The 21,643-nt window shown below is 66.0% G+C and carries 15 protein-coding genes; 10 read left to right on the top strand and 5 right to left on the bottom strand.

From position 1 onward, the window contains the following. The first annotated feature begins 69 nt into the window (after positions 1 to 69). The 3 genes from M3M28_RS10160 to M3M28_RS10150 are packed head-to-tail and all read left to right on the top strand — an operon-like array spanning position 70 to position 3,368. Positions 70 to 1,203: a nitroreductase family protein gene (locus tag M3M28_RS10160; RefSeq protein WP_249386350.1), complete on the top strand. Its 1,134-nt coding sequence runs from the start codon at positions 70 to 72 to the stop codon at positions 1,201 to 1,203. 3 nt (positions 1,204 to 1,206) lie between these two features. Then, positions 1,207 to 2,139, top strand: a complete 933-nt coding sequence (locus tag M3M28_RS10155; RefSeq protein WP_249386349.1) for a lysylphosphatidylglycerol synthase domain-containing protein — start codon at positions 1,207 to 1,209, stop codon at positions 2,137 to 2,139. Next, on the top strand, positions 2,136 to 3,368 hold the full coding sequence (locus tag M3M28_RS10150; protein ID WP_249386348.1) for a polysaccharide pyruvyl transferase family protein: 1,233 nt from the start codon (positions 2,136 to 2,138) through the stop codon (positions 3,366 to 3,368). Before M3M28_RS10155 ends, M3M28_RS10150 begins: the two co-directional genes overlap by 4 nt. A gap of 6 nt (positions 3,369 to 3,374) precedes the next feature. Here the strand turns inward: M3M28_RS10150 and M3M28_RS10145 are convergent, their stop codons facing one another. After that, positions 3,375 to 5,042 carry a DUF2142 domain-containing protein gene (locus M3M28_RS10145; protein ID WP_249386347.1) on the bottom strand — a complete coding sequence of 556 codons (1,668 nt, stop codon included), beginning with the start codon at positions 5,040 to 5,042 and terminating at the stop codon, positions 3,375 to 3,377. A 391-nt stretch (positions 5,043 to 5,433) separates the two neighbouring features. Here M3M28_RS10145 and M3M28_RS10140 point away from each other — a divergent pair, with 391 nt between their 5' ends. The 3 genes from M3M28_RS10140 to rfbA are packed head-to-tail and all read left to right on the top strand — an operon-like array spanning position 5,434 to position 9,611. After that, complete coding sequence (locus M3M28_RS10140; RefSeq protein ID WP_249386346.1) at positions 5,434 to 8,094, top strand: YfhO family protein; 2,661 nt, start codon at positions 5,434 to 5,436, stop codon at positions 8,092 to 8,094. Between the two features lie 27 nt (positions 8,095 to 8,121). After that, positions 8,122 to 8,742 (top strand): dTDP-4-dehydrorhamnose 3,5-epimerase family protein, encoded by a 621-nt coding sequence (locus M3M28_RS10135; protein ID WP_249386345.1) that lies wholly within the window; start codon positions 8,122 to 8,124, stop codon positions 8,740 to 8,742. Beyond that, a complete protein-coding gene (gene rfbA / locus M3M28_RS10130; RefSeq protein ID WP_249386344.1) occupies positions 8,742 to 9,611 on the top strand; it encodes a glucose-1-phosphate thymidylyltransferase RfbA in 870 nt (289 codons plus the stop codon). Before M3M28_RS10135 ends, rfbA begins: the two co-directional genes overlap by 1 nt. 64 nt (positions 9,612 to 9,675) lie before the next feature. Here rfbA and M3M28_RS10125 read toward each other — a convergent pair whose 3' ends face one another. From M3M28_RS10125 to M3M28_RS10115, 3 genes are read right to left on the bottom strand one after another with little or no spacing between them, the layout of a single operon-like run. Next, positions 9,676 to 10,980, bottom strand: a complete 1,305-nt coding sequence (locus M3M28_RS10125) for a glycosyltransferase family 2 protein (protein WP_249386343.1) — start codon at positions 10,978 to 10,980, stop codon at positions 9,676 to 9,678. Continuing rightward, a complete protein-coding gene (locus M3M28_RS10120; protein ID WP_249386342.1) occupies positions 10,973 to 12,229 on the bottom strand; it encodes an ABC transporter ATP-binding protein in 1,257 nt (418 codons plus the stop codon). The genes M3M28_RS10125 and M3M28_RS10120 overlap by 8 nt, the downstream gene beginning before the upstream one ends. A 3-nt stretch (positions 12,230 to 12,232) precedes the next feature. Further along, a complete protein-coding gene (locus tag M3M28_RS10115; protein WP_249386341.1) occupies positions 12,233 to 13,168 on the bottom strand; it encodes an ABC transporter permease in 936 nt (311 codons plus the stop codon). Positions 13,169 to 13,357: 189 nt separating this feature from the next. Here M3M28_RS10115 and M3M28_RS10110 point away from each other — a divergent pair, with 189 nt between their 5' ends. The 4 genes from M3M28_RS10110 (at position 13,358) to M3M28_RS10095 (ending at position 20,048) form a co-directional block, all read left to right on the top strand. Continuing rightward, a complete protein-coding gene (locus M3M28_RS10110; RefSeq protein WP_249386340.1) occupies positions 13,358 to 15,061 on the top strand; it encodes a rhamnan synthesis F family protein in 1,704 nt (567 codons plus the stop codon). Position 15,062: 1 nt separating this feature from the next. Then, positions 15,063 to 16,862, top strand: coding sequence for a rhamnan synthesis F family protein (locus M3M28_RS10105; RefSeq protein WP_249386339.1), 1,800 nt, complete (start codon positions 15,063 to 15,065; stop codon positions 16,860 to 16,862). 205 nt (positions 16,863 to 17,067) lie between these two features. After that, the gene (locus M3M28_RS10100; RefSeq protein WP_249386338.1) at positions 17,068 to 17,610 is read left to right on the top strand and encodes a hypothetical protein; all 543 of its coding nucleotides are present in this window, start codon (positions 17,068 to 17,070) and stop codon (positions 17,608 to 17,610) included. Then, positions 17,610 to 20,048 carry a hypothetical protein gene (locus tag M3M28_RS10095; RefSeq protein WP_249386337.1) on the top strand — a complete coding sequence of 813 codons (2,439 nt, stop codon included), beginning with the start codon at positions 17,610 to 17,612 and terminating at the stop codon, positions 20,046 to 20,048. The genes M3M28_RS10100 and M3M28_RS10095 overlap by 1 nt, the downstream gene beginning before the upstream one ends. Positions 20,049 to 20,134: 86 nt before the next feature. Here M3M28_RS10095 and M3M28_RS10090 read toward each other — a convergent pair whose 3' ends face one another. Beyond that, entirely contained in the window at positions 20,135 to 21,622 is a 1,488-nt protein-coding gene (locus M3M28_RS10090) for an O-antigen ligase family protein (protein ID WP_249386336.1), read from the bottom strand. Positions 21,623 to 21,643 lie beyond the last annotated feature (21 nt).

The following is a 21,643-nucleotide window of genomic DNA, read 5'->3' as shown; positions in this document are numbered from 1 at the left end:
GCCAAGCGGCGCTGACGTACGCTTGAACGTCTGTCTCGAGGACAGAGCGAGAAGGAGTGCCTCGAAATAATGCTCAAGAAGCTGAAGTCGACCGTCAAGAATGTGCTCGCGAACCCACAGGTTCGGGCCATCTACAACGGAACCAACCGCGCCGTCCTTGCCGTCGCCGCGTCCAACCGGCTCACCGCGACGCTCTACTCGACGGTCGGGTTTGCGACCTTCAACCGTGAGCAGTACGCCGTGCTGCGCGGCCGTAGCCACTACTACCGCGACATCAACCGCCCGCAGCGCAACAACGTCGGCCTGCGCCGCAACATTCACCGCCTCGAAAAGGGCATGGTGATGCAGCCGCGCCGCGACGTGTTCGCGCTCGACTACCTCGGCGAGACGATCGAGTTTCTCGAGGGTGCGCTGAGCCGCCGCAGCGGCGCCGTGCGCGTCGACCCGAACGAGATCGCCTGGGCGAAGGACGTGCTCTTGGCCTACTTCGCGATGGTCGACCTGAGCAACCCCGTGATCGCGCAGGCGAAGGAGCGCTTCGAGAATGTCATCGGCACGCTCGAGCCGGTCGAGGGCATCGACGAGCACCCGACCGACCGCGCCGTGAGCGACGTCGTCTCGCGTTCGCCGTTCCTCGCGGGCCAGCGCACGGCCCCTGACGTGTCGTACGAGCAGATGCTCAACCTCGCGACGCACCGCCGCAGCGTGCGGTGGTTCGAACAGCGCGAGGTGCCGGTCGAGCTCGTCGACCAGGCGCTCGCTGTGGCTCGCCAGTCGCCGACCGCCTGCAACCGCGAACCCTACGAGTTCAAGGTATTCACCGACGCGACCATGGCGCGTGAGGTTGCGGGCATCCCCTTCGGCACGGGTGGCTATTCCGAGCAGGTGCCTGCCGTCGCCGTGGTCGTGGGCAAGCTCGAGAACTACTTCAGCCCGCGTGACCGTCACGCGATCTACGTGGACTCTTCGCTCGCCGCGATGTCGTTCATCTACGGCCTCGAGACGCTCGGCCTGAGCAGCACGATCATCAACTGGCCCGACTTCGAGCCGCTCGAGATTCAGATGCAGAAAAAGCTCGGCCTCGACGCGAGCGAGCGTGTGATCATGCTCATCGCGTTCGGCTTCGCCGACCCGAACGGCGGCGTGCCGTTCTCGCAGAAGAAGTCGATCGAGTCGATTCGCTCGATCAATGCGAAGAAGTAGTCGTTGAAGAAGGCGCTGAAGGTCGCGTCGAAGATCCTGCCCTGGGTCATCATCGCCGCGATCGCGCTGTTTTTCTGGCGCGCGCTCTCGAACAACATCGAGGCGCTCCGCGACGTCGACCTGCACCTTGACTGGTGGCTCGTCGGCAGCGCCGTGCTGCTCACGCTCGCGGTCGTCGTCTCCGGCCTGCTCTGGGGCCGACTGCTCGCGCACATGGCGGGCACGAAGGTGTCGATCTCCGACGCGGTGCGCATCCACGCCGCCTCGTGGGTGCTCAAGTACATTCCCGGCCAGGTCGGCTCGGTGCTCAACAAGATCGCCTGGGGCAACAAGGTCGGGCTGAGCAAGAAGACGGTTACGAACTCGTTCATTTACGAGAACGTGCTCATGGTGATCGCGAGCGTATTGCTGTCGATCCCGGTGGTGTTCATGTTCAGCGACGAGCTCGCGTCGAACGCGGGGCTGTTCCTCCCCTTGCTCGTCGTCGTGCCGATGCTCATCATCTTCTTCCCAAAGGCGTTCTACTGGCTCCTCAACAAGGCGCTCTCGATCGTCAAGCGTGAGCCCTTCGCCGAGACTGACGTCATCCGCCCGCTGCCGCTCGCCGGCTTCCAGCTCGGGTATCTGCTGCCGCGCATCCTCAACGGCATCGGCTTCGTGTTCATCATGCAGTCGATGGTCGGGATGCGCCCGGAGTGGATTTTTGGCGTGGCCGCGACCTACATCCTCGCGAGCATCATCGGCATGCTCGCCATCTTCGTGCCCGGCGGCCTCGGCGTGCGCGAGGCGGTCGCCGTCGCGCTCCTCAGCGCGTACATCCCGGTTGCGCAAGCGATCGTCGTAACGTTGGTTGCACGCCTGGTTGCGACCGTGTCGGATGCGCTTGTCGCACTCATCTACCTCATTCTCAATAAGGGAAGGCTCAAGCAGCAGTGACCTACAACATCGTCATCATCGGCTCTGCCCTCTCGGGCAACAAGGGCGCGGCCGCCATGCTCGAGAGCGCCGTGCAGACCCTCACCGAGGCGCTCGGCGACGTGCGCTTCACCCTGCTGAGCATGTACCCCGAAGAGGACCGCCGGCTCAACACCTACCCGAACCTCGACATCGTCGCGGCCGACCCCCTGACCCTCGGCGTGAAGATCAACTCGGCCGCGCTCGCGTACCGGCTGCTGCCGCCGCTGCGCCGCACGCTGCGCACGAAGTCGCCCGCGGCCCGCGCGCTCGCGCAGGCCGACATTCTGCTTGACCAGGGCGGCATCACCTTCGTCGACGGCCGCGAGAAGTTCCTCATCTACAACGTCGCGAGCATCCTGCCCGCGCTCAACGAGAACGTGCCCGTCTTCAAGTGCGCGCAGGCGCTCGGCCCGTTCGAGAACCCCGCGAACAAGGCCGCCGCGAAGGTGTTCCTGCCGAAGATGGCGAAGATCATCTCGCGCGGTGCGATCACCCAGGAGCACCTCGACGGCCTCGGCCTCACGAACACGGTGCCCGGCGCCGACTACGCGTTCCTGCTCGAGCTCACCGACGACGAGAAGCGCGAGGCCGAGACGCACTTCGACGCCTCGTTCTTCGGCGACAAACCGGTCGTCGGCATCTCGCCGAGCGTCGTGATGCAGAAGAAGATCGACGCCGCTGGGGGCGACTACGTCGGCGAGCTGGCCTCGTTCGTGCAGTACCTCATCGGCGAGCGCGGCTACCGCGTCGCGCTCATTCCGCACAGCGTGCGCACCGGCACCGACAAGACCCACAACAACGACCTGCCGATGGTGCGCGAGCTCGCCGACCGCATCGGCGCGAGCGACGACCTGCTGTTTATCGACAGCGAGATGTCGTCGCAGGGCCTGCGCCACGTCATCGGCTTGTGCGACCTCTTCGTTGCCTCGCGCTTCCACGCGATGGTGTCGTCGCTCGCGATGGCCGTGCCGACCCTCGTGATCGGATGGAGCCACAAGTACCAAGAGGTGCTCGACATGTTCGGCCTCGCCGAGTGGGCATTCGGCAAGGACAAGTTCTCGCAGTCGCACCTGCGCTCGGAGTTCGACCGCCTCGCGGCGAACGAAGAGGAGGTGCGCGGCAAGCTCAGTGAGTCGCTGCCGCAGGTGAAGGACCGCTCGCGCGTTCAGGTCGACGAGATCGTCAAGATCGTGACGGGCGCGAACTAGGCCTCGCTACGCGATCACAGACGGCGCTGCCTGCTCGGCAGCGCCGTCTTTTTTGTTAGCGCCGTCTTGTTCGTTGGTGGCGGCCGGGGCGTCGTCGAAAAGTTCCTTGGTCGTCGAGAGGCGGGCGGCGAGCACCGCCGTGGCAATGGCGGTGACGGTCGCGAGCAGGATCACAAGGGCGTCGACCCACGAGGGTAGGGCGAGGTGATGTTGTGCGTTCGTCTGCCACGTGGCGGTCTCCATGACTATCCCGTTCGTTTGCCAGAACATGGTCCAGCGCCGCGAAACCATGAACGGCAGGCACACAGCAGTGATGGCAACGGGCGCTGCGACGCCGACCATGGTCAGGATGCTGCGGGCTCGCGTGCTTGCGCGGCGAAGTATCAGCAGCCAGCAGGCTCCGATTGCGATCGCGACCGCGACGATTCCGCCAAAGAGGTAGCGGCCTTGCACGCCGCGGCTCGGGTCGGAGGTGTCCCAATAGATGCCATGGGCGTTGTTGAAGATTGTCGCTGCGATGAGCAGCGGGAACAGCGCGGTGATGAAGAACATGCTGCGGGTCTGGCGCGTCAACAAGGCCACGATGAGGACGAAGATGAGCGCGACACCTGCGATGGTGACGACTTCGGCGGGCAACAGGTTGCGGCCCCAAAAGGTGCCGTTGAGTCGCTCAAAGAAGGCACCGACGAACCTGCCGAAATCGTAACCGCTGAACGCGTTCTCGTGTCGCTCACGGTCGCCGAGCTGGCTGGGCTGAATCTTGCCGAGGAGTAGCAGGTTTCGCGCCCACCACCAGCCGCCGATGGCGAAGGCAATCGCAGCCGGAACCAGCAACTGCACTACGAAGTGGAGCACCGATCGACGCCGACGCCAGGCCACCCAGAAGGCGAGGATGACCACGGTCGGGGCGAGCATCAGTGCGAACCCTTTCGTGAAGAGCGCGACGCCATAGGCGACTCCCGCGAGGGGGAGGAGCCATGCGCTAGGGCGAGCTTCGCGAACCCCTCGAACGAGCAGGTACATGGTCGCGGAGCAGGCGAGGAGTAGGAGTGTGTCGTTCGAGGCGTATCCGCCCAGGCCGGTAAAGAACGGCACACAGAGCAAACCGACGCCACCGAGGATGCCGATGAGGCGGCTCCTGGTCACTCTGCGGACGGTGCCAACGATGAAGGGGATTGCGCCCGCAACGATCGCGGCCGAGACACCCCGCACAATAAACTGGGCATGGTCCCACCGCAGCTCGCCGCCCCCAAGGGCGGCGACGACGGTCGCGGCCACGGCATAGTACCCGGGGGGATGCTGCAGCATCGTGTCGCGACCCTTGTCTTGACTTGTGCCGTACTCGAATAACGTGCTGCGGTAAATGGGATCAAGGAGTTCGCGCACCGCGCCGTCCTGTGTGACGACTACGGAGCCCTCGAGTTCAGCCTGGTGCGTTGCGCCGGTAACGACGGCTTCGTAGGGCATCGGCCAGCCGCCGCCATCAACCAGTCTCGATATGGAATTAATGTGTCGGCTCTCGTCGGGCCCGTCGAAGAAGGGCGAGTTGAATGCCCAGAGCAGCGAGAACGCAAAGAAGAGGAGGCTGGTTGTCGCGATCGCGAGCGAGTAGAGGCGGTTGCCGTTGGTGTCCTCGTGCACACCTTGGCGATGGTGAGCGGGTGGCTCGAACACGGATGCTCGTCGATCCATAGTCGTTGGCTCCGGCTCCTCGGCAGTGGGTGGTTGCCCGCGGTACGCGATCCTGCGGTGCAATGGTGTCAGTGTGCTCGTGTCATTTTATGGCGGGGCGCGGCCGTCCCTATCATTGAGAGTTGGCACCGCCGATCGTTCGGCGTTCGATGTGGGGAGACTCTTGGGAATACGGATCGCTGAACGCACCCGCGGTGGCAGCCATCAGGCACCCGATATTCGGGACGGATGGTTCCGCCGGCTCCTGCGCCCAGAGCCAATTGTTGCTGCGATCGGGTGGGCAGCGCTCGTGTGCTTCACGATCGTTGCGGTCGTCCCAGGCCTCCTCGAGGGGCGCGTATTCGCCAGCACCAACATTCTGATGAGCTCGGCGATGTTTTGGGAAGCGACCGACGTCCGGTCGAATTCCGGCAACGTGTTCGCGACCGACACCGTCGACAGCGTCCTCCCGAGCACGCTGCTGTTCGGTGAGCGGCTCAGCCAGGGCGACTTCGCCTTCCGCAATCCTTTCCAGAGCGGTGGTGCCGAGCTGGGCGGGATGCCGAATGGCGGCTACTTCTCCCCGCTCACCTGGCCCTACTGGGTCTTTCCGACCGAGGTGGCTCCGGGCGTTGTCAAGCTGCTCGAAATCGCGGCGATCGCTCTGGGGATGTCGCTGTTCCTGCGCCGCCTCAAGATCACGCCGGCGGCTTGGCCTGTCGCGAGCCTCCTCTACGCTTCCTCCGGCTTTATGCTCGCCTGGACCGGTTGGCCGCAAACGCGCGTGGCCGCGCTGATTCCACTCCTGTTCTGGGCGACCGAACGGCTCATTGCAACGCGAAGGTGGACGTCGATCCCGCTGCTCGGTCTTGTCCTCGGAGCGATGTGGCTTTGTGGCTTCCCGGCGATTGTCTTCTACAGCCTCTACCTCATCACGGCCTATGCGGTCATCCGGGCGTTCACGCTGTGGCGCGGCAATACTCAAGCGGGGTGGCTCGACATCCTTTGGCAGGCGCTGCGGTACGCGGGCGGCATCCTGTCGGGCGTGCTCGTCGCGGCGGTCCACCTCCTCCCATTCGTGCTTGCATCGAACGACCTCATTGACTTCGAGGGCCGCGGCGGAAACAAGGGCGTGCACATCAATACGTCTGCGCTCTCGACGACGCTGTTCCCGTATCTGTTCGGTCGACCCGACTTCACTCACTATTGGGGCACGGGGCACCCGATCGAGATGCTGTCGTATTTCGGTATAGGGGGCATCGCGCTCGTCGTCATCGCCCTCGTGCTCCGCCGCCGCCTGCCGGTTCCAAACCCGATCATGTGGTTCTTCGTCGGTGCGGTCGCCCTCATTGGGGCGGGCATGTACTGGGGCGGGCCGGCCCTTGCCCTGATCCAGGAACTGCCGACGTTGAGCTCGAGCCTCTCGGGCCGCCTGCGGAGTGTCCTCGGATTCCTCCTCGCGGTGCTCGCAGCCTTCGGCCTGCACGCGATTCTGCGACCTAAACCGCAGGTGCTTGGCACGAAGTGGGGGCGGCGGGCGCTCGACTTGGCGGGCCTTGCACTCGCCATCGCGATCGTAATCGCGCTGGTTATGACCTCGACGAACGCGATTCTCAACTCGCCGACGCCGCCGCTCGTCGAGCGCTGGTTGCAGTTCACGCTGCTCGCCGTCGCGGTGTTCGTGGGCATCACCACGGCCCTGTCGAAGTACCCGCATTGGCTGTTCAAGGTCACAGCGGGCCTCGCCATCTACGCAATGGTGGCCCTGCCCGCCGCGCAGGTCGCGCGGCAGTGGTGGACCGTCAACGACGCCGACACCTTCTACCCGCAAACGCAGGCCACCGACTACCTCGCGGAAAACCTCGACGACCAGCGCTTCATTTCGTTCGGTAACTCGATCTACATCGGTGTTTCGAGCGTGTATGAACTGCGTGACTTCGCGGGCCGCGGCTTTACCACTTCCGAATGGCGCGACCTCATCGCAACCGCTGTGCCCGGGGCACAGCGCACGATCACGTATGCGCAGCCACCGGTCGAGGCAATCCCGGAAGCAAGCTCGAATAACATCCTCGATCGATACGGCGTGCACTACGCGACGATGCCCTCGAGCGATCAGTTGCCGGGTCCTGTCGAGGAAGTTACCGGCCGTGTGGAGACCACCCTCGTGCTGAGCGATGACAGCTCGATTGCGACAGCCGAAGTCACGGGGCCGAGCCGCGGCGTGATTCTGTCTGCCGCAGGCGTGACCGATCTCCCGTGGGATGGCATGAAGGTCGAGGTCAAGGCGGTCGACAGCGATGGCAATGTGCTCACCACAAATGAGCAGGAACTCCGACAAGTCGACGACTCGATCTTCCTCGCGCTCGACGCTGACGAGTTCGACGCCGACCTGGAGTGGACCGTCGAGGTATCGACCACGACGCCCGACGCGACCATCAACTTCTGGTCGGAAGACGGCGACGCGTCGCTGCAGGTGGTCCGGCCGCAGGACGATGACCTCAACGTTGTCGACACCGGGGACGTGACCATCGTCGAACGCGATACGGCACTCGAACGCATCCGCTGGGCGAGCGACTCGACTGTCATCGAGGACCGCGAAGAGCGGCTCGAATACCTCGACACCGAGGCCACTCCCGACGAGGTTGTCCTCGAGGATGCGGCGGATGAACAGCCGGGTGGCGGCGAGGGCAGCGTCGTGGTTACTGACTCGGGAGACCTCGACATCACGACTGCAACGGTGACGACGGACGGCCCTGGCTGGGTCATCTTTGCTGACTCGATGCGTCGCGACGGCTGGACCGTAACGCTCAACGGCGAGGAGGCGGAGCTCGTCGACGCCGAGCACGCGGGCGCCGCGGTCTACGTGCCTGCTGCTGGAGTCTATGAACTCAAACTCGAGTTCGTGACGCCGGGCTTCTTCCCGGGCCTTGTCGTCACGGGTGTGACGCTGCTTGGATTCGTCGGCGTCGGTGTCTGGGCGCTCGTGGCGCAACGGCGCCGCCGGGAGGCCGACGCGACGGTCGAGGCTCGCAACGTGGAAACCTCCGAGGCATAGGCACGAGCTCCTCCTACACTTGACCTCATGGAGATTCGCGAACTCAGCATCCCCGGAACCTTCGAGATCACACCGAAGCAGTTCCCCGACGACCGCGGTGTGTTCTTCGAGTACTACCGCTTCGACAAGCTCGAAGAGGCCGTCGGCCACCCGCTTGACCTCAAGCAGGCGAACACCTCGGTCTCGAAGCGCGGCACCGTGCGCGGCATTCACTTTGCGGATGTGCCGCCGAGCCAGGCGAAGTACGTCACCTGCACCCGTGGCGCCGTCGTCGACTACGTCATCGACATTCGCGTGGGCTCGCCCACCTTCGGCAAGTGGGACAGCGTGCGCCTCGACGACGTCGACTGCCGGGCCATCTACATTCCCGAGGGCTTCGGCCACTGCTTCGTCGCGCTCGAGGACGACTCGACCGTGAGCTACCTCTGCTCGTCGACGTACGCACCCGGGCGCGAGCACGGCATCCACCCGCTCTGCAAGACCGTCGGCCTCGACTTCGAGATCGACGAGGCCGAGCTGCTGCTCTCGCCGAAGGACACCGAGGCACCGGGCCTTCTCGAGGCACAGAAGCAGGGTCTGCTACCCGAGTACGAGGCGTGCCTCGCGTTCTATGAGCAGCTCAACGCAGGCGCTAAGGAGGCCAAGTAGTGAAGGGCATTATTCTCGCCGGCGGTTCCGGCACCCGGCTGTGGCCGATCACCAAGGGCATTTCGAAGCAGCTGATGCCGATCTATGACAAGCCGATGATCTACTACCCGCTGTCGACGCTGATGATGGCCGACATCAACGAGATCCTCATCATCACGACTCCCGAGTACAACTCGCAGTTCCGTGCGCTGTTCGGTGACGGCTCCGACCTCGGCATCCGCATCGAGTACGCCGAGCAACCCTCGCCCGATGGGCTCGCGCAGGCGTTCATCATCGGCGAGGAGTTCATCGGCGACGACTCGGTCGCACTCGTGCTCGGCGACAACATCTTCCACGGCACCGGCCTCGGCTCGTCGCTGCGCTCACACGGCGAGATCGACGGCGGCCTCATCTTCGCCTACCAGGTCGCCGAACCCCGCGCCTACGGCGTCGTTGAGTTCGACGAGCACATGAAGGCGCTCTCGATCGAAGAGAAGCCGCAAGAACCGAAGTCGAACTACGCGGTGCCCGGCCTCTACTTCTACGACAACGACGTGGTCGAGATCGCAAAGAACGTCGAGCCGTCCGACCGTGGTGAGCTCGAGATCTCGTCGATCAACGCCGAGTACCTCAAGCGCGGCAAGCTGCAGGTGCACGTGCTCGACCGTGGCACGGCCTGGCTCGACACCGGCACGTTCGAGTCGATGATGCAGGCGTCGGAGTACGTCAAGGTCATCGAAGACCGCCAGGGCCTCAAGCTCGGCTGCATCGAGGAGATCGCCTGGCGCGCCGGCTGGATCGACGATGCTCAGCTCGCTGAGCTCGCGACGCCGCTCGAGAAGTCGGGCTACGGTAAGTACCTCAAGCGACTACTCAAGGTCGGTAAGTAGGCGGAGCAAACGCAACAAAGAACGGGGCGAACCGAAAGGTTCGCCCCGTTCTCGTATGGGCGGGCTAACGCAGGAGGCCCTTGATGCGGTCGACGGGCGACTTCGCCGCCTCGGCGATGCGCACGATCGTGCGGTTGCGGAAGTCCTCGAGCTCGCCGTCGGCCCGCGTGAGGTCCTTGTCGAGCTGGCGGATGCGCTCCTTCATCTGTTCGTGTCGGCTGAGGAACAGCTCGCGCTCATCGCCCCAGTCGGCGAGCTCCTCGATGCGCTCATGCTGGAGGGCATTGTGCCGCTGCAGCTCGGCCACCTCGACCATGAGCTCGTCAATGCGCGCCTGGAGCCCCCCTGCGGCCTCCTGCTGCAGTTCGTTGTGGCGGGCCGCCTCAAGCAGCCGAGCGTCGGCCTCGGCGAGCGCCGCGGCCCGCTCGTCCTCGAGTGCCACCACCACGGCGTCGAGGTGCGAGAACCGCTCGTCGAGCTCGGCCGACTCGGTCGCGCCGAGCGCGACGGCCTCACCGGGCACAACCCCGGCCTCGGTTAGGCGCTCCGCCAACCGCGTGTCCTGCCGGAAACCCTCCGCACGGCGCCCCTGCGGGTGGCGCGCGCCGTAGAACATCTTCAAGATCCCGACGGCATCCCAGCGGTAGTCGCGCATGAGGTGGTGGCGGGGGCTCGGGTGCAGGTCGGGGCTCGACGCGTAGATCTCGCCGCCGACCCGCACGCGGTCGCGGTATTGCTGCCACGAGCGCATCGGGAAGTGCAGCACCTCGAGGCCGATGTCGGCGGGCAGCTCGTCGGCCTGCTCGAACGACGAGAAGTGGTTGCCCTGCGCGACCTCGACGGTGTCGGAACCGGGGTGAATGAGGTTCTGGGTGGGATGCGCGTGCAGGCCGACCCGGTGCAGCGCCTCAGGGCTGCGCTCGTCGCGCCACACGGCGGCGGTGATGTCGAAGCCGCTCTCGAGCACGGGTCCGAACATGTTCACGACCTGGACGGGGTAGGAGACCTTGGCCTCCGGGAGGCGAGCCAGCGCATCCGCCACCGGCTCGCCGTTCTCGGTCACCCAGAACTCGTCGGCATCGGAGTTCAGTACCCAATCGGCGCCGTACTCGCTCGAGGCGCGGCGGGCCATGCCTGTGACGACCTCGAACTGCCGCTTGTCCTGCTCCAGCCGGTCGTGCAGCTCGATGCGGCCTGCGTCGGCGTACTCGCCGAGCACCTCGCGCGTGCCGTCGACCGACCCGTTGTCGGTGACGATGATCTGAGTGAACCCCTGGGAGAGGTGGTAATCGAGCCAGGTGCGGATGAGATCGATCTCGTCGCGCACCATCAGGGTCATGACGACAACGGGTTCGGGTGAGCTAGGCACGGCTTCCTCCACTGGTAAACGTCGATGCGGCGGCCGCGTACACCGGGCCGATGCTCTCGGGGCCGGCCTCGGCACGGAACTCACCGAGGTCGTCGCGGCGTGCGAGCTCGTGCCGCTGGTCGTCCTGGAACGTCGTCGTGACGAGGTAGTCGCCCGCGCCGATCGAGAGGTTCGGCAGGGTAAAGCGAATCGTGTGCTCACCGACCGACAGCGGCGCGTTCTTCAGCCCCGAGGCGTGCGTCGAGGTGACGAGTACCGTCGTGCCGAGCTGGTTGACGAGCGCGACCGTGAGGTCCCAGGCGTTCAGCTCGAGCTGCGTTCGGAACGTCACCGCGACATCGAGTGTCGTGCCCGGCATGAGGTGCTCGCCCTCGCGCGGCGTCGAGGACACGTTCGTGATCTGGACCATCGCGCGGCGGCGGTCAATCTCCGCCTCGCGGGCGCGGTCGCGTTCGAGGCGCGCCCGCTCGGATTCGGCCTGGTCGGCGGAGTCGAAACCTGCTCGGAGAATGCTCACCGCGTCCTCGGGCTGGCCGTCGAAGACGACCTGACCGTGGCCCATGACGACGGCGCGGGTGCAGAGCTCGACGATCTGCTCGAGCGAGTGCGACACGATGATGATCGTGCGGCCCTCTTCCTGAAACTGCTTGATCTTGTCGAGGCACTTCTTCTGGAAGGCCTCGTCACCGACCGCGAGCACCTCGTCGACGAGTAGCACGTCGGGGTTCACGTTGATCGCGACCGCGAAGGCGAGACGCACGTACATGCCCGAGGAGTAGAACTTCACCTGCGTGTCGATGAAGGGGCGGATGCCCGAGAACTCGACGATCTCGTCGAAGCGGGCCTCGGTCTCCTCGCGGTCCATGCCGAGGATGGCGGCGTTGAGGTAGACGTTCTCGCGGCCGGTGAGGTCGGGGTGGAAGCCCGCGCCGAGCTCGAGCAGCGCGGCGAGGCGGCCGCGCGAGTAGACGGCGCCCGAGGAGGGCTCGATGATGCCGCCGATGGTCTTCAGCAGCGTCGACTTGCCGGAGCCGTTCGGGCCGATGAGGCCGATCGTGCTGCCCGCCTCGATGTCGAGGCTGACGCCCTTGAGGGCCCAGAAGTCGTCGCGGTGCTCGTGCGAGCGGCGGGGGTGGAGGACGCGCTCCTTGAGCGACTTGTCCTTGTGCATCACGAAGCGCTTCGAGACGTCGCGGATCTCGACAACGTTCGGGCGCGCGCCCTCGGCAATGAAATCTTGGGTAGTCATGTGTTACAGCTCCTGCGCAAAGTTGCCCTGCAGCCGCGCGAAGATGCGCTGGCCGAACCACACGAGCAGCAACCCGAAGATGATCGAGATGCCCATCCGGGTCATGAGCTCGGGCGGGAACTCGGCCGTGGGGGAGCTCGGCGACCAGAAGGCCACCTGGAAGCCCAGCACGGCAAGCGTCACGGGGTTGTTGACGTAGATCTCGGTGAGCCACGGCACGCCGAAGCTCACGAAGGCGTCGTGCACGAAGGTCCAGGAATAGACGATCGGGCTGAACCACATGAGCAGCATCATGAGCACTTCGACGAGGTACTGCACGTCGCGGAAGTACACGTTCGTCGACGCGAGGATGAGGCCGAGGCCGGTCGCGTAGAGCAGGATCACGATGACCGCGACGACGCCGTACATGAGGTGCCAGCCGAGCGTGAGCGAGCCGGTGAACGCGGCGGCGGCGATGAGAATCACCATCTGCAGCACGAAGTTGAACAGCGACGAGCCGAGCGTCGCGAGCGGGAAGATCTCGCGCGGCAGGTACACCTTCTTCACGAGGCCGGCATTCGCGATGATCGAGCCGGTCATCGCCGTCAGCGTCTCCGAGAAGAGGCTGTAGAGCGTCAGGCCGGTAAAGATGTAGACCGCGAAGTTCTCGATCGAGCGGGCAGCGCCGAGGAACTGGCCCATCACCAGGTAGTAAATGAGCAGCTGCGTCAGCGGGCGAATCAGGCTCCAGGCGAAGCCGAGCACCGAGTCCTTATACCTGCCGACGACCTCGCGTCGCACGAGCAGGCCGAGCAGGTTGTGGTGCTCGCGCAGCTCGCGGATCGCGGTGATGAACCCCGAAATCGGGTTGCGGGGTTGCTTGCGCGTTTCGAGCTCAAGTGAGGCCAGCCGGCGCATGCGCTCGTCTGAAACCTGCTGCATTTCATTGAAGTACGTCATAGAAGTGTTGGTGACCTCGCGGGGTTGCGGGCGAAAAAGACGGAGTTCCCAGGGGATCGCGGGTCACGCTGGTGAAAGTCTAATGTTGGTCGCCTGATACGGCGGCGATTTCGCCCGCGACGGCGCCACCTTAGCGCTCGCCCGGGCCCGCCTCGCTAGTCTTAGCTGCAGTCAATCAAGGAGATGTGCGTGCGACGGTTTGTGTTTTTTCTGCTCTACGACCCCGACGGGTACGTTGACAGTGCGGTGCTGCACACCCTGAACGGCCTGCGCCCGCACGTCGAACACATCATGGTCGTCTCGAACGGCTTTCTGCAGGCTGAGTCACGCGAGCGGCTGGAAGCGGTGGTCGACGAGGTCTTCGAGCGCGAGAACGTGGGCTTCGATTCGGGCGCCTACCGCAGTGCGATCGGCCGCGTGGGCTATTCGAAGCTCGCCGAGTACGACGAAGTGCTCCTCATTAACTACACCTTCTTCGGGCCGGTCACCTCGTTTGACGACTTGTTCGCGCGCATGGATCTGAAGCCCATCGATTTCTGGGGCATGACCGACCACGTTGCCGTCTCACCGCATCCGATGCTCGGCAAGGGCATCATGCCCGAGCACCTGCAGTCGTACTGGATCGCGTTCCGCAAGAGCCTCGTCACGAGCGTCGACTTCCGCGAGTACTGGGCCTCGCTGCCGAACGGCATGTCGTACCACGACGTCATCACGGTGTTCGAGACCGCGCTCACCCGCCACTTCGGCGACCTCGGCTACGCGTGGGAGAGCGCCTACCCGGCCGACGACTACTCGGTGAACAACGCCTCGATGGAGCAGCCGCTGCGCCTGCTCGACGACGGCTGCCCCATGTTCAAGCGGCGCCTCTACTTCCACGACGTCGTCGACCTCGACACCCGTGATGTCGCGGCGAGCGAGGTCACGGCGCGGGCGCTCGAACTCGGCTTCCCCCGCGATGTGCTCATCGACGGGGTGATTCGCCGCACTTCGGCGCGCGCGCTCGCGACTGGCCTCGGCTTGCTGCACCTCGTCGACGACGCCGCGGCGCCGGGCGAGCCGGATGCGCGGCTCGCCCGCCGCACCGGCCGCGTGTGGCGCAGCTGGTTGCGCGACGGCATCGACCCGTTTGCCGGCGCCGAGGTGCTCGTCATCGACGGCGTCACCGACGACGAGCTCGCCGACGGCCCCGCTGCTGAATACACGAACGCGAACCTCGACGAAGCACAGCTGCTGCGCGCTCGCGGCGGCATCGTCGACCGCCTCGCCGACACGCTCGGCGCGTTCGACACCGACGCGCGTCTCGGTGTGTTGGTACCGCTCGCCGAGCATCGCGCCTCGACCCGCCTCGGTTACGGCTGGCGCGGGCTGCGCACGGCGGCGAACCGCGTGGCCGAGGCCCTCGGCCTGATCGGCCCGCTCGAGCGTCACGCGCCGTTGGCGCCGCTCGCCGGCGTCGCCGCCTACCGCGCGGATGCGTTCGCCGGCCTCGCCGAGCGCGTCGAGTCGGCTGGTGGTTGGGCCTCGCTCGTACGCCTCGCCGAGGTTGAAGAGGACGAGCTCGACCTCATTTTTGACCTGCTCGCCGCCGACGTCGCAAAGACGAATGGCTACGTCGCCTCGGAGTCCGCGCGCCGCAGCGACTTCGTGCGCTCGTCGCAGCTGCTGCAATACAAGTTTGCCGACACGAGCGCGCGCTTCGGCCCCGAGCAGCGCGGCCCGTTCATGGGCCCGCTGACCCACCCGAACTCGTTCATCCGGCCGCTCGTGGGCGACTGGTTGCGCACCAAGGCCCCGTCGACGGCGAAGGTCGTGCTCAAAGGCGAGGAGTCGGCGCGCAAGCAGGCGGGCGCCGCCAAGCGTGCGATCACGCGCATCGTGAAGAAGGGGCGCTAGCGTGACGCGTCGCCTCATTGCCGTTGCCCTGCGCGAACCCGACAAACGCCCGAGCGAGGCCGCGCTGCGATTGCTGCACGCCGCAAGCACCGCGGCCGAGCAGCTCGTCGTCATCTACGGCGGTGGCAAGCGCCCGCCCGCGCCCGAGTGGCAGCAAATCGGCGAGCTCGCCGACTCGGTCTGGCCGGTCGCGAAGGTCGAGTCGTTCGGCACGACCTATCAGGTGCTCCGCCAGCGCGTCGGCAAGGCCGCGCTGCAGGAGCTCGACGAGGTGCTCGTGCTCGACGACTCGCTGCTCGGCCCGATCGGCGCTGACGCGACGTTCCCGGGCATCCGGGGCGACGATCAGCACGGCTCGACGCTCGTCGAACCCGAGCGCGGCGACGGCCTCGAGGCCACCGAACTGCCGTATCTCACCCTGCGCGGCAGCGTGTTCGGCGACGGCCGGTTCTGGACCGCCGTCGACGAGATCGGCGGCGACTTCGCGCGCTTCACCACGGGGCTGCGCGAGGCGGGCTTCGAACTCAGCGCGATCCATCCGCGCGTCGCCGAGAACGAGCACTACTTCCTGCGTGACTCGATCATTCGGTTGCTGGGGGAGGGCCTCGAGTTCATTCCGTGGCGCACGTTCACGATCGACCCGATGCTCAACGACCGCTGGGGCATCGTGCCGCGCGAGAGCTACGACCTCATCGCCGAGCGCGGCTACTCGACCGAGCTGGTCTGGGCGAAGCTGCTCACGGCAGTGCCGCCGCGCACCTGGTACACGAACCTCGCGATGGCCGAGGTGCTGCCGACGAACGTCGCGCCCGAGGCGCCCGTGACGCTCACGACCGCGGTGATCGCGCACATCTACTACGTCGATATGGCCGAGGAGCTCCTCGAACTCGCCGCGCGCATCCCCGGCCGGGTGCGGCTCATCGCGACGGCGGCGGATGAGCCGCGTCGCGCCGAGCTCGAGGCGCAGATCGGCGACGACCCCCGCTTCGAATCGGTCGAGGTGCGCGCCGTGACGAGCAACCTTGGCCGCGACATCACCGCGTTCCTCGTCGACTGCGAGGACGTGCTGCGCGACCCCGAGGTCGACCTCGTGGTGAAGCTGCACTCGAAGCGCTCGGTGCAGGACCCACCCTCGGTGAGCGGGTGGTTCCGCCGCCACCTGTTCGAGAGCCTCTTCGCGAGCGAGCAGTACGTGCGCAACGTCTACGAGCTGTTTGAGTCGGAGCCGCAGCTCGGCATGGTGTTCGCTCCGACCATCCACATGGGCCTGCCGACGCTCGGGCATGCCTGGTCGCTCAACCGCGGGCCGGCCGAGGCACTCGCGCCGCGGCTCGGGCTGACGACGCCGTTCGACGCGAACACGCCGCTGTCGCCGTACGGCTCGATGTTCATCGCTCGCCGGGATGCGCTCGAGCCGCTGCTCGAGGCGAACTTCAGCATCAATGAGTTCCCCGATGCCCACGAATACCGTGACGGCTCGCTCGCACACGTGCTCGAGCGGCTGCTCAGCTACGTCGTGTTCAGCAAGGGGTACTACGCCAAGACCGTGACGAGCCCGCGCATCGCCTCGGTGAGCGAGCCGCAACTCGAATACAAGCTCGCGTCGCTGAGCGAGTACCTGCCCGCCTACGGCTTCGAGCAGGTGCAGACGCTGCGTGGCCGCGGGCAGACCTGGCCGATTCTCTACATGATTCGCCGCGTGCTGTGGGTGCGCGCCGAAACGAAGGTGCCGGGCGCCGGTCGCTTCATGAGTCGCGTGTTCGGCGGCCTGCGGTCGCTGCGAAGCAAATTACGCCGCTAATCGGCGAAGCCAAGACGGGGTCGGGGAGCGAAGTTGCGCTTCCCGGCCCCGTCTGCTTGTACTCCCGAAACGTCGTATCCCCGGGTGACACGCCGATGGTTGCGTGAATTCTTTGCGTAAAGTCCCAGTTTCACGTGACAATCGTGACCGGTGTGAATACTGTGAATGTCGTTAACTCGTGTGACGACACGCCGAGGAGGAGAAAATGTTGAACGGGAATCTTCACCCCCGCCGCAGTGCTCCGTTTGTTGCCAGCTCCGTAGCGGTGGTCGCCGCGGGGCTGTTGCTCGCGGGATGCTCGACCGGGACAACGGCGGGAAACGTCGCTGCGGAGTCGCCAACTCCGACCGAGGCCACCGAGACCGCGGTCGCAACGGAGCCGGCTGAGACGGTCGAACCGACGCAGACCGAGGAACCGGATGCCACTGCGACGCCGGAGGCGACCCCAGATGGCACCGAGCTTCCGGTCATGATCAACAGCGCCTTCCTCGACGCCGGCGCCGGCACCATCGAGGTGCGTGGCACGGTGACGGGCTTCATCGGCGACGGCACGTGCACTGTGACCGCGGTGAACGCCGACGGCACCGAGCTCACGGCGGAATCAGCAGCGACCCCGGATGCGCAGAGCACGATCTGCGCGCCGATCACCGTTACCGGCGCTTCTGCCGGCGACTGGCAGGTCACTCTCTCGTTCGAGGGCGACGGGGTTTGGGGCGAGTCTGAGCCGCTGCCCGCGGAGGCTGGCTAATGAAGAACCTCGTCAAGATTCTCTCCGGAGTGGCCGCGGCCGCGCTCGCGGCGACGGGCCTCGTGCTCGGCGTCGGCAGCGCGCAGCAGGCCGACGCGGCGAACGCCGCGAACTTCAACCCCGGTTACATCGTGTCGGACGCCCAGTTCTATAACGACAACGCGATGACCGCGGCGCAGGTGCAGACGTTCCTCACCCAGAAGGGCGGCAACTGCACGAACAACTGCCTCAAGGACTACAAGGTCACGACCCAGTCGATGGCCGCCACGTCGCGCTGTGACGCGTACCAGGGTAAGACGAACCAGAGCGCTGCCGAGATCATCTACAACGTCGCCAAGGCGTGCAACATCTCGCAGAAGACGCTGCTCGTGCTGCTCGAGAAGGAAACCTCGCTCGTCACGATCGACTACCCGGCGAACTGGCGCTACGACCGCGCCATGGGCTATTACTGCCCGGACGACCCGGCACGACCCGGCTGGTGCGCCCCCCAATACGGTGGGTTCTTCAACCAGGTCTACAACTCGGCGGCGCAGTATCAGCGCTACGCCCAGTCGCCGAACTCGTGGAACTACGTCGCGGGTCGCACCAACAACATCCTCTACAACCCGAGCGCATCCTGCGGTTCGGGCCCCGTGTACATCCAGAACCAGGCAACTGCCGCGCTCTACATCTACACGCCCTACCAGCCGAACCGGGCTGCCCTGAACAACCTCTACGGCACGGGTGACAGTTGTTCGGCGTACGGTAACCGCAACTTCTGGCGCCTGTGGACCGACTGGTTCGGGTCGCCGACCGCGCCGATCACCGACGACGAGCCGGCCGTTGAGCCGAGCCCGACGCCCACTCCCGCGGCGAACAAGCCGCAGGCGACCCTCGACTCGGTCAAGGTCAACTCCGACCAGACGGTGTCGCTGCGCGGTTGGGCGTTCGACGCCGACACTCCGAACGACTCGATTCGCGTGCACGTCTACATCGACGGCAAGCCGTACAAGTCGATCGCGGCTGACCAGGCGCGCGCAGACGTCAACAAGGCGTACTCGGTGCTGAAGACCGACAACGTCGGGTTTAACTACACGACGAACGCCCTCTCGGCGGGCGAGCACACCATCAAGCTCTACGCCATCAACGTTGGCAGCGGCTCGAACACGGTGATTGCCACGAAGACCGTGACGGTCAAGGCACCGACCTCGACGCCGAAGCCCACCGCCACGGCGACCCCGAAGCCGACGGCCACACCGACGCCGACCCCCACTGCGACGCCGACACCGACCTCGACGCCGAAGCCTGCGGTGAACAAGCCGAAGGCGACGCTTGACTCGATCAAGGTGAACGCGAATCAGACCGTTTCGTTGCGTGGTTGGGCGTTCGACGCCGACACCCCGACGAGTTCGATTCGGGTGCACATCTACATCGATGGCAAGGGTTATAAATCGATCGCCGCCGACGTGAAGCGTTCCGACGTGAACAAGGCCTACGCCGTGCTGAAGACCGACAACGTCGGCTTCAACTACACGACCGGTGCGCTCTCGGCGGGCGAGCACAAGATCACGATGTACGCGATCAATGTTGGTAGTGGCTCGAACACCGTGATCGCATCGCAGACGGTGACGGTGAAGGCCCCGGCGGCCACCGCGAAGCCCACAGCGACGGCCACGCCGAAGCCGACGGATACGGCGACGCCGAAGCCCACGGCGACAGCCACGCCGAAGCCGACGTCGACGCGCACGCCGACGAACTCGGTCAAGCGCCCGCTCACCGTGATCCCTTCGGGCTTCGCGCCGAGCGTCAAGGACCTGACCGCGGATGCGAAGGGCGGCATCGAGGCGCCGGGCACGGTTGCGCCTGGTGACACGATCGTCGTCTCCGTGCCGGAGGCGAAGATTGGCAGCACCGTGACCGCGGTGGCGTTCTCGGAACCGCAGGAACTCGGCGATCTCACAATCACCGAGGACAGCACGGTCGCGATCGAGGTGCCGGCGGACTTCCCGGAGGGTGACCACCGCCTCGCCATCTACGACGACGAGGGCGAGATCCTCGGCTGGCAGGACGTGACCGTTGCGGCTGCCGCGGACGAGCCCGAGCCTGCTCCCGCCGCATCCGAGCCCGCGACCGAGACCGAGACTGGCACGACCGAGCCAGGCACCACCGAGGCCGCGACCCCGGCTGCCGACCCGGTCGCGACGACGAGCCCGGGCGCATCCGCGTCGACCGAGGTCGAAGCCAGCGACGAGGACAGCGACGAGCAGGAGTCGACCACGGCCCCGCTCTCGGTGATCCCGCCCGCGAACGGTGGCAACTCGGCACCGCAGGCCGACACCGGTGGGCTTGCCGTCACCGGCCCCGCGAACGTGACGCCAATCATTGCGATCGTCGCGCTCGGTGTGGCCGCCGGCCTGGGTCTGCTGATCCTGGCCCGACGCGACCGCATGGACGCGTAGCCAATCCGAATCGACGAGTGGCCCGGTACTCCGGTACCGGGCCACTCGTCGTTTGCGCGCCGAGCTACGAGCGTGTGAACGAGTGCTTAACCGTTGAGCTGAGTGTCGAGCACGACGCGCACGGGGCCCGTCTTTGTGCTCACGGTGCGACGTGGCAGCATCGCCGGATCCTGGATGCGCAGCTTCGCGTAGATCGCAAAGTAGCACAGCAGCAGCCAGGCGCCTTCGATGAGCAGCCGCGACTCGGTCATGGCTTGCACGACGAGCGCGACCATGATGAAGAACGGCGCGGCGGTCGCGGCCGAGAGGTGCGGGCGGCCGCCCGGTCGATACGGCGGGATGCGCGGGGCGTCGGGCACGTCGATCGAGATCCACCAGGTGCGAATCAGCGTGCTGAAGACGAGCCCGACGAACAGCAGCAGCCCGATGACGCCGACCTGCATCCAGACGTCGAGGAACGCGTTGTGCGCCTGGTGGTACGGCATGCCCTCGACGATCGCGAGGCTGTGGAACTCCGGCAGCCAGGGTGCCCAGTAGCTGATCCAACCGTGGCCGAGCGCTGGCGATTCGCTGCCGAGTGCGAGCACGGCCCGCCAGATTGAGCCGCGTCCCGACATGTCGGAGCTGCGGTTCATGAGTGCGAAGACCTCGTTGTTGAACACGACGACGAGGGTGCCGCCCGCGACGAGGCAGGCGCCGACGACGCAGTAGAGCACCCAGCGCAGCTGGCGATGGATACGCCGGCCGATGAGCACGAGCGCCGCGCCAAGCAGCACGAAGGCGCCGGCGACGTAGGCGGTGGCCGAGTCGGTGAGCAAGATGGCGGCGACGGCTGCGGCGCTCGCGAAGAGCGCGTACCAGCGCGACACCATGCGGTCGAGCAGCTCCACAACGGTAACGATGAGGGCAATGAGGGCGACGATCGCGAGCAGGTTGCGGTTGCCCATGAGTCCCTGCAGCGGGCCGCCGTCGAACAGCTCGGAGTGGGTCCAATAGAACCCGCCGGGCAGCGGCTCAGGCACGCGATCGGTGCCGAGGAGCGACTGGAGCACGCCGGGCCGGAGGTAGGTCGGCGGCAGCACGCCCGCCGGCATCGCGATGGCGGCGAAGAGTTCGAAGGCGAGCGAGCCGAAGACGAGCCAGCGCATCGCGGCGCCGAGGGTGCGCAGGAACTGCATGCGGGTGAGCGAAACCGCGGTGACGAGCGCGACGAAGACCGTGGCCAACTGCACCGCCGAGCCCGCGAGCGTCTCGAGGCGGTATCCCGACCAAATCACCGAGACGAGACACCACGCAGTAAATAAGAGGAGCATGAGCGGCAGATGCCGCAGCCGCAGCTGTGGCTTTCGGCGCACGAGCAGCACGACCGAGAGCGCGACGAGCAGGCCGACGATGGCGCCGTAGCCGGTCCAGCCGATCGTGTAGCGGAAGGTGTCGCCACTGAACGCGACGACGAGCGCGGCGAACGTCAGCAGCATCGCCTTCGAGTACGGCTGACCGTCGGGGAGCCGCAGCCGTTCCAGCAGTTTCGCCCCCGTACCGGGAGCGCCGGCAGTGTTCGGGGACGCAGTCATGCGCCCAATTCTCGCACGCAG

Origin of the sequence: Gulosibacter sediminis (assembly GCF_023370115.1) — a bacterium.
In the GTDB taxonomy this organism is placed as follows: domain Bacteria; phylum Actinomycetota; class Actinomycetes; order Actinomycetales; family Microbacteriaceae; genus Gulosibacter; species Gulosibacter sediminis_A.
This window is presented reverse-complemented; position numbering and strand designations above follow the sequence as displayed.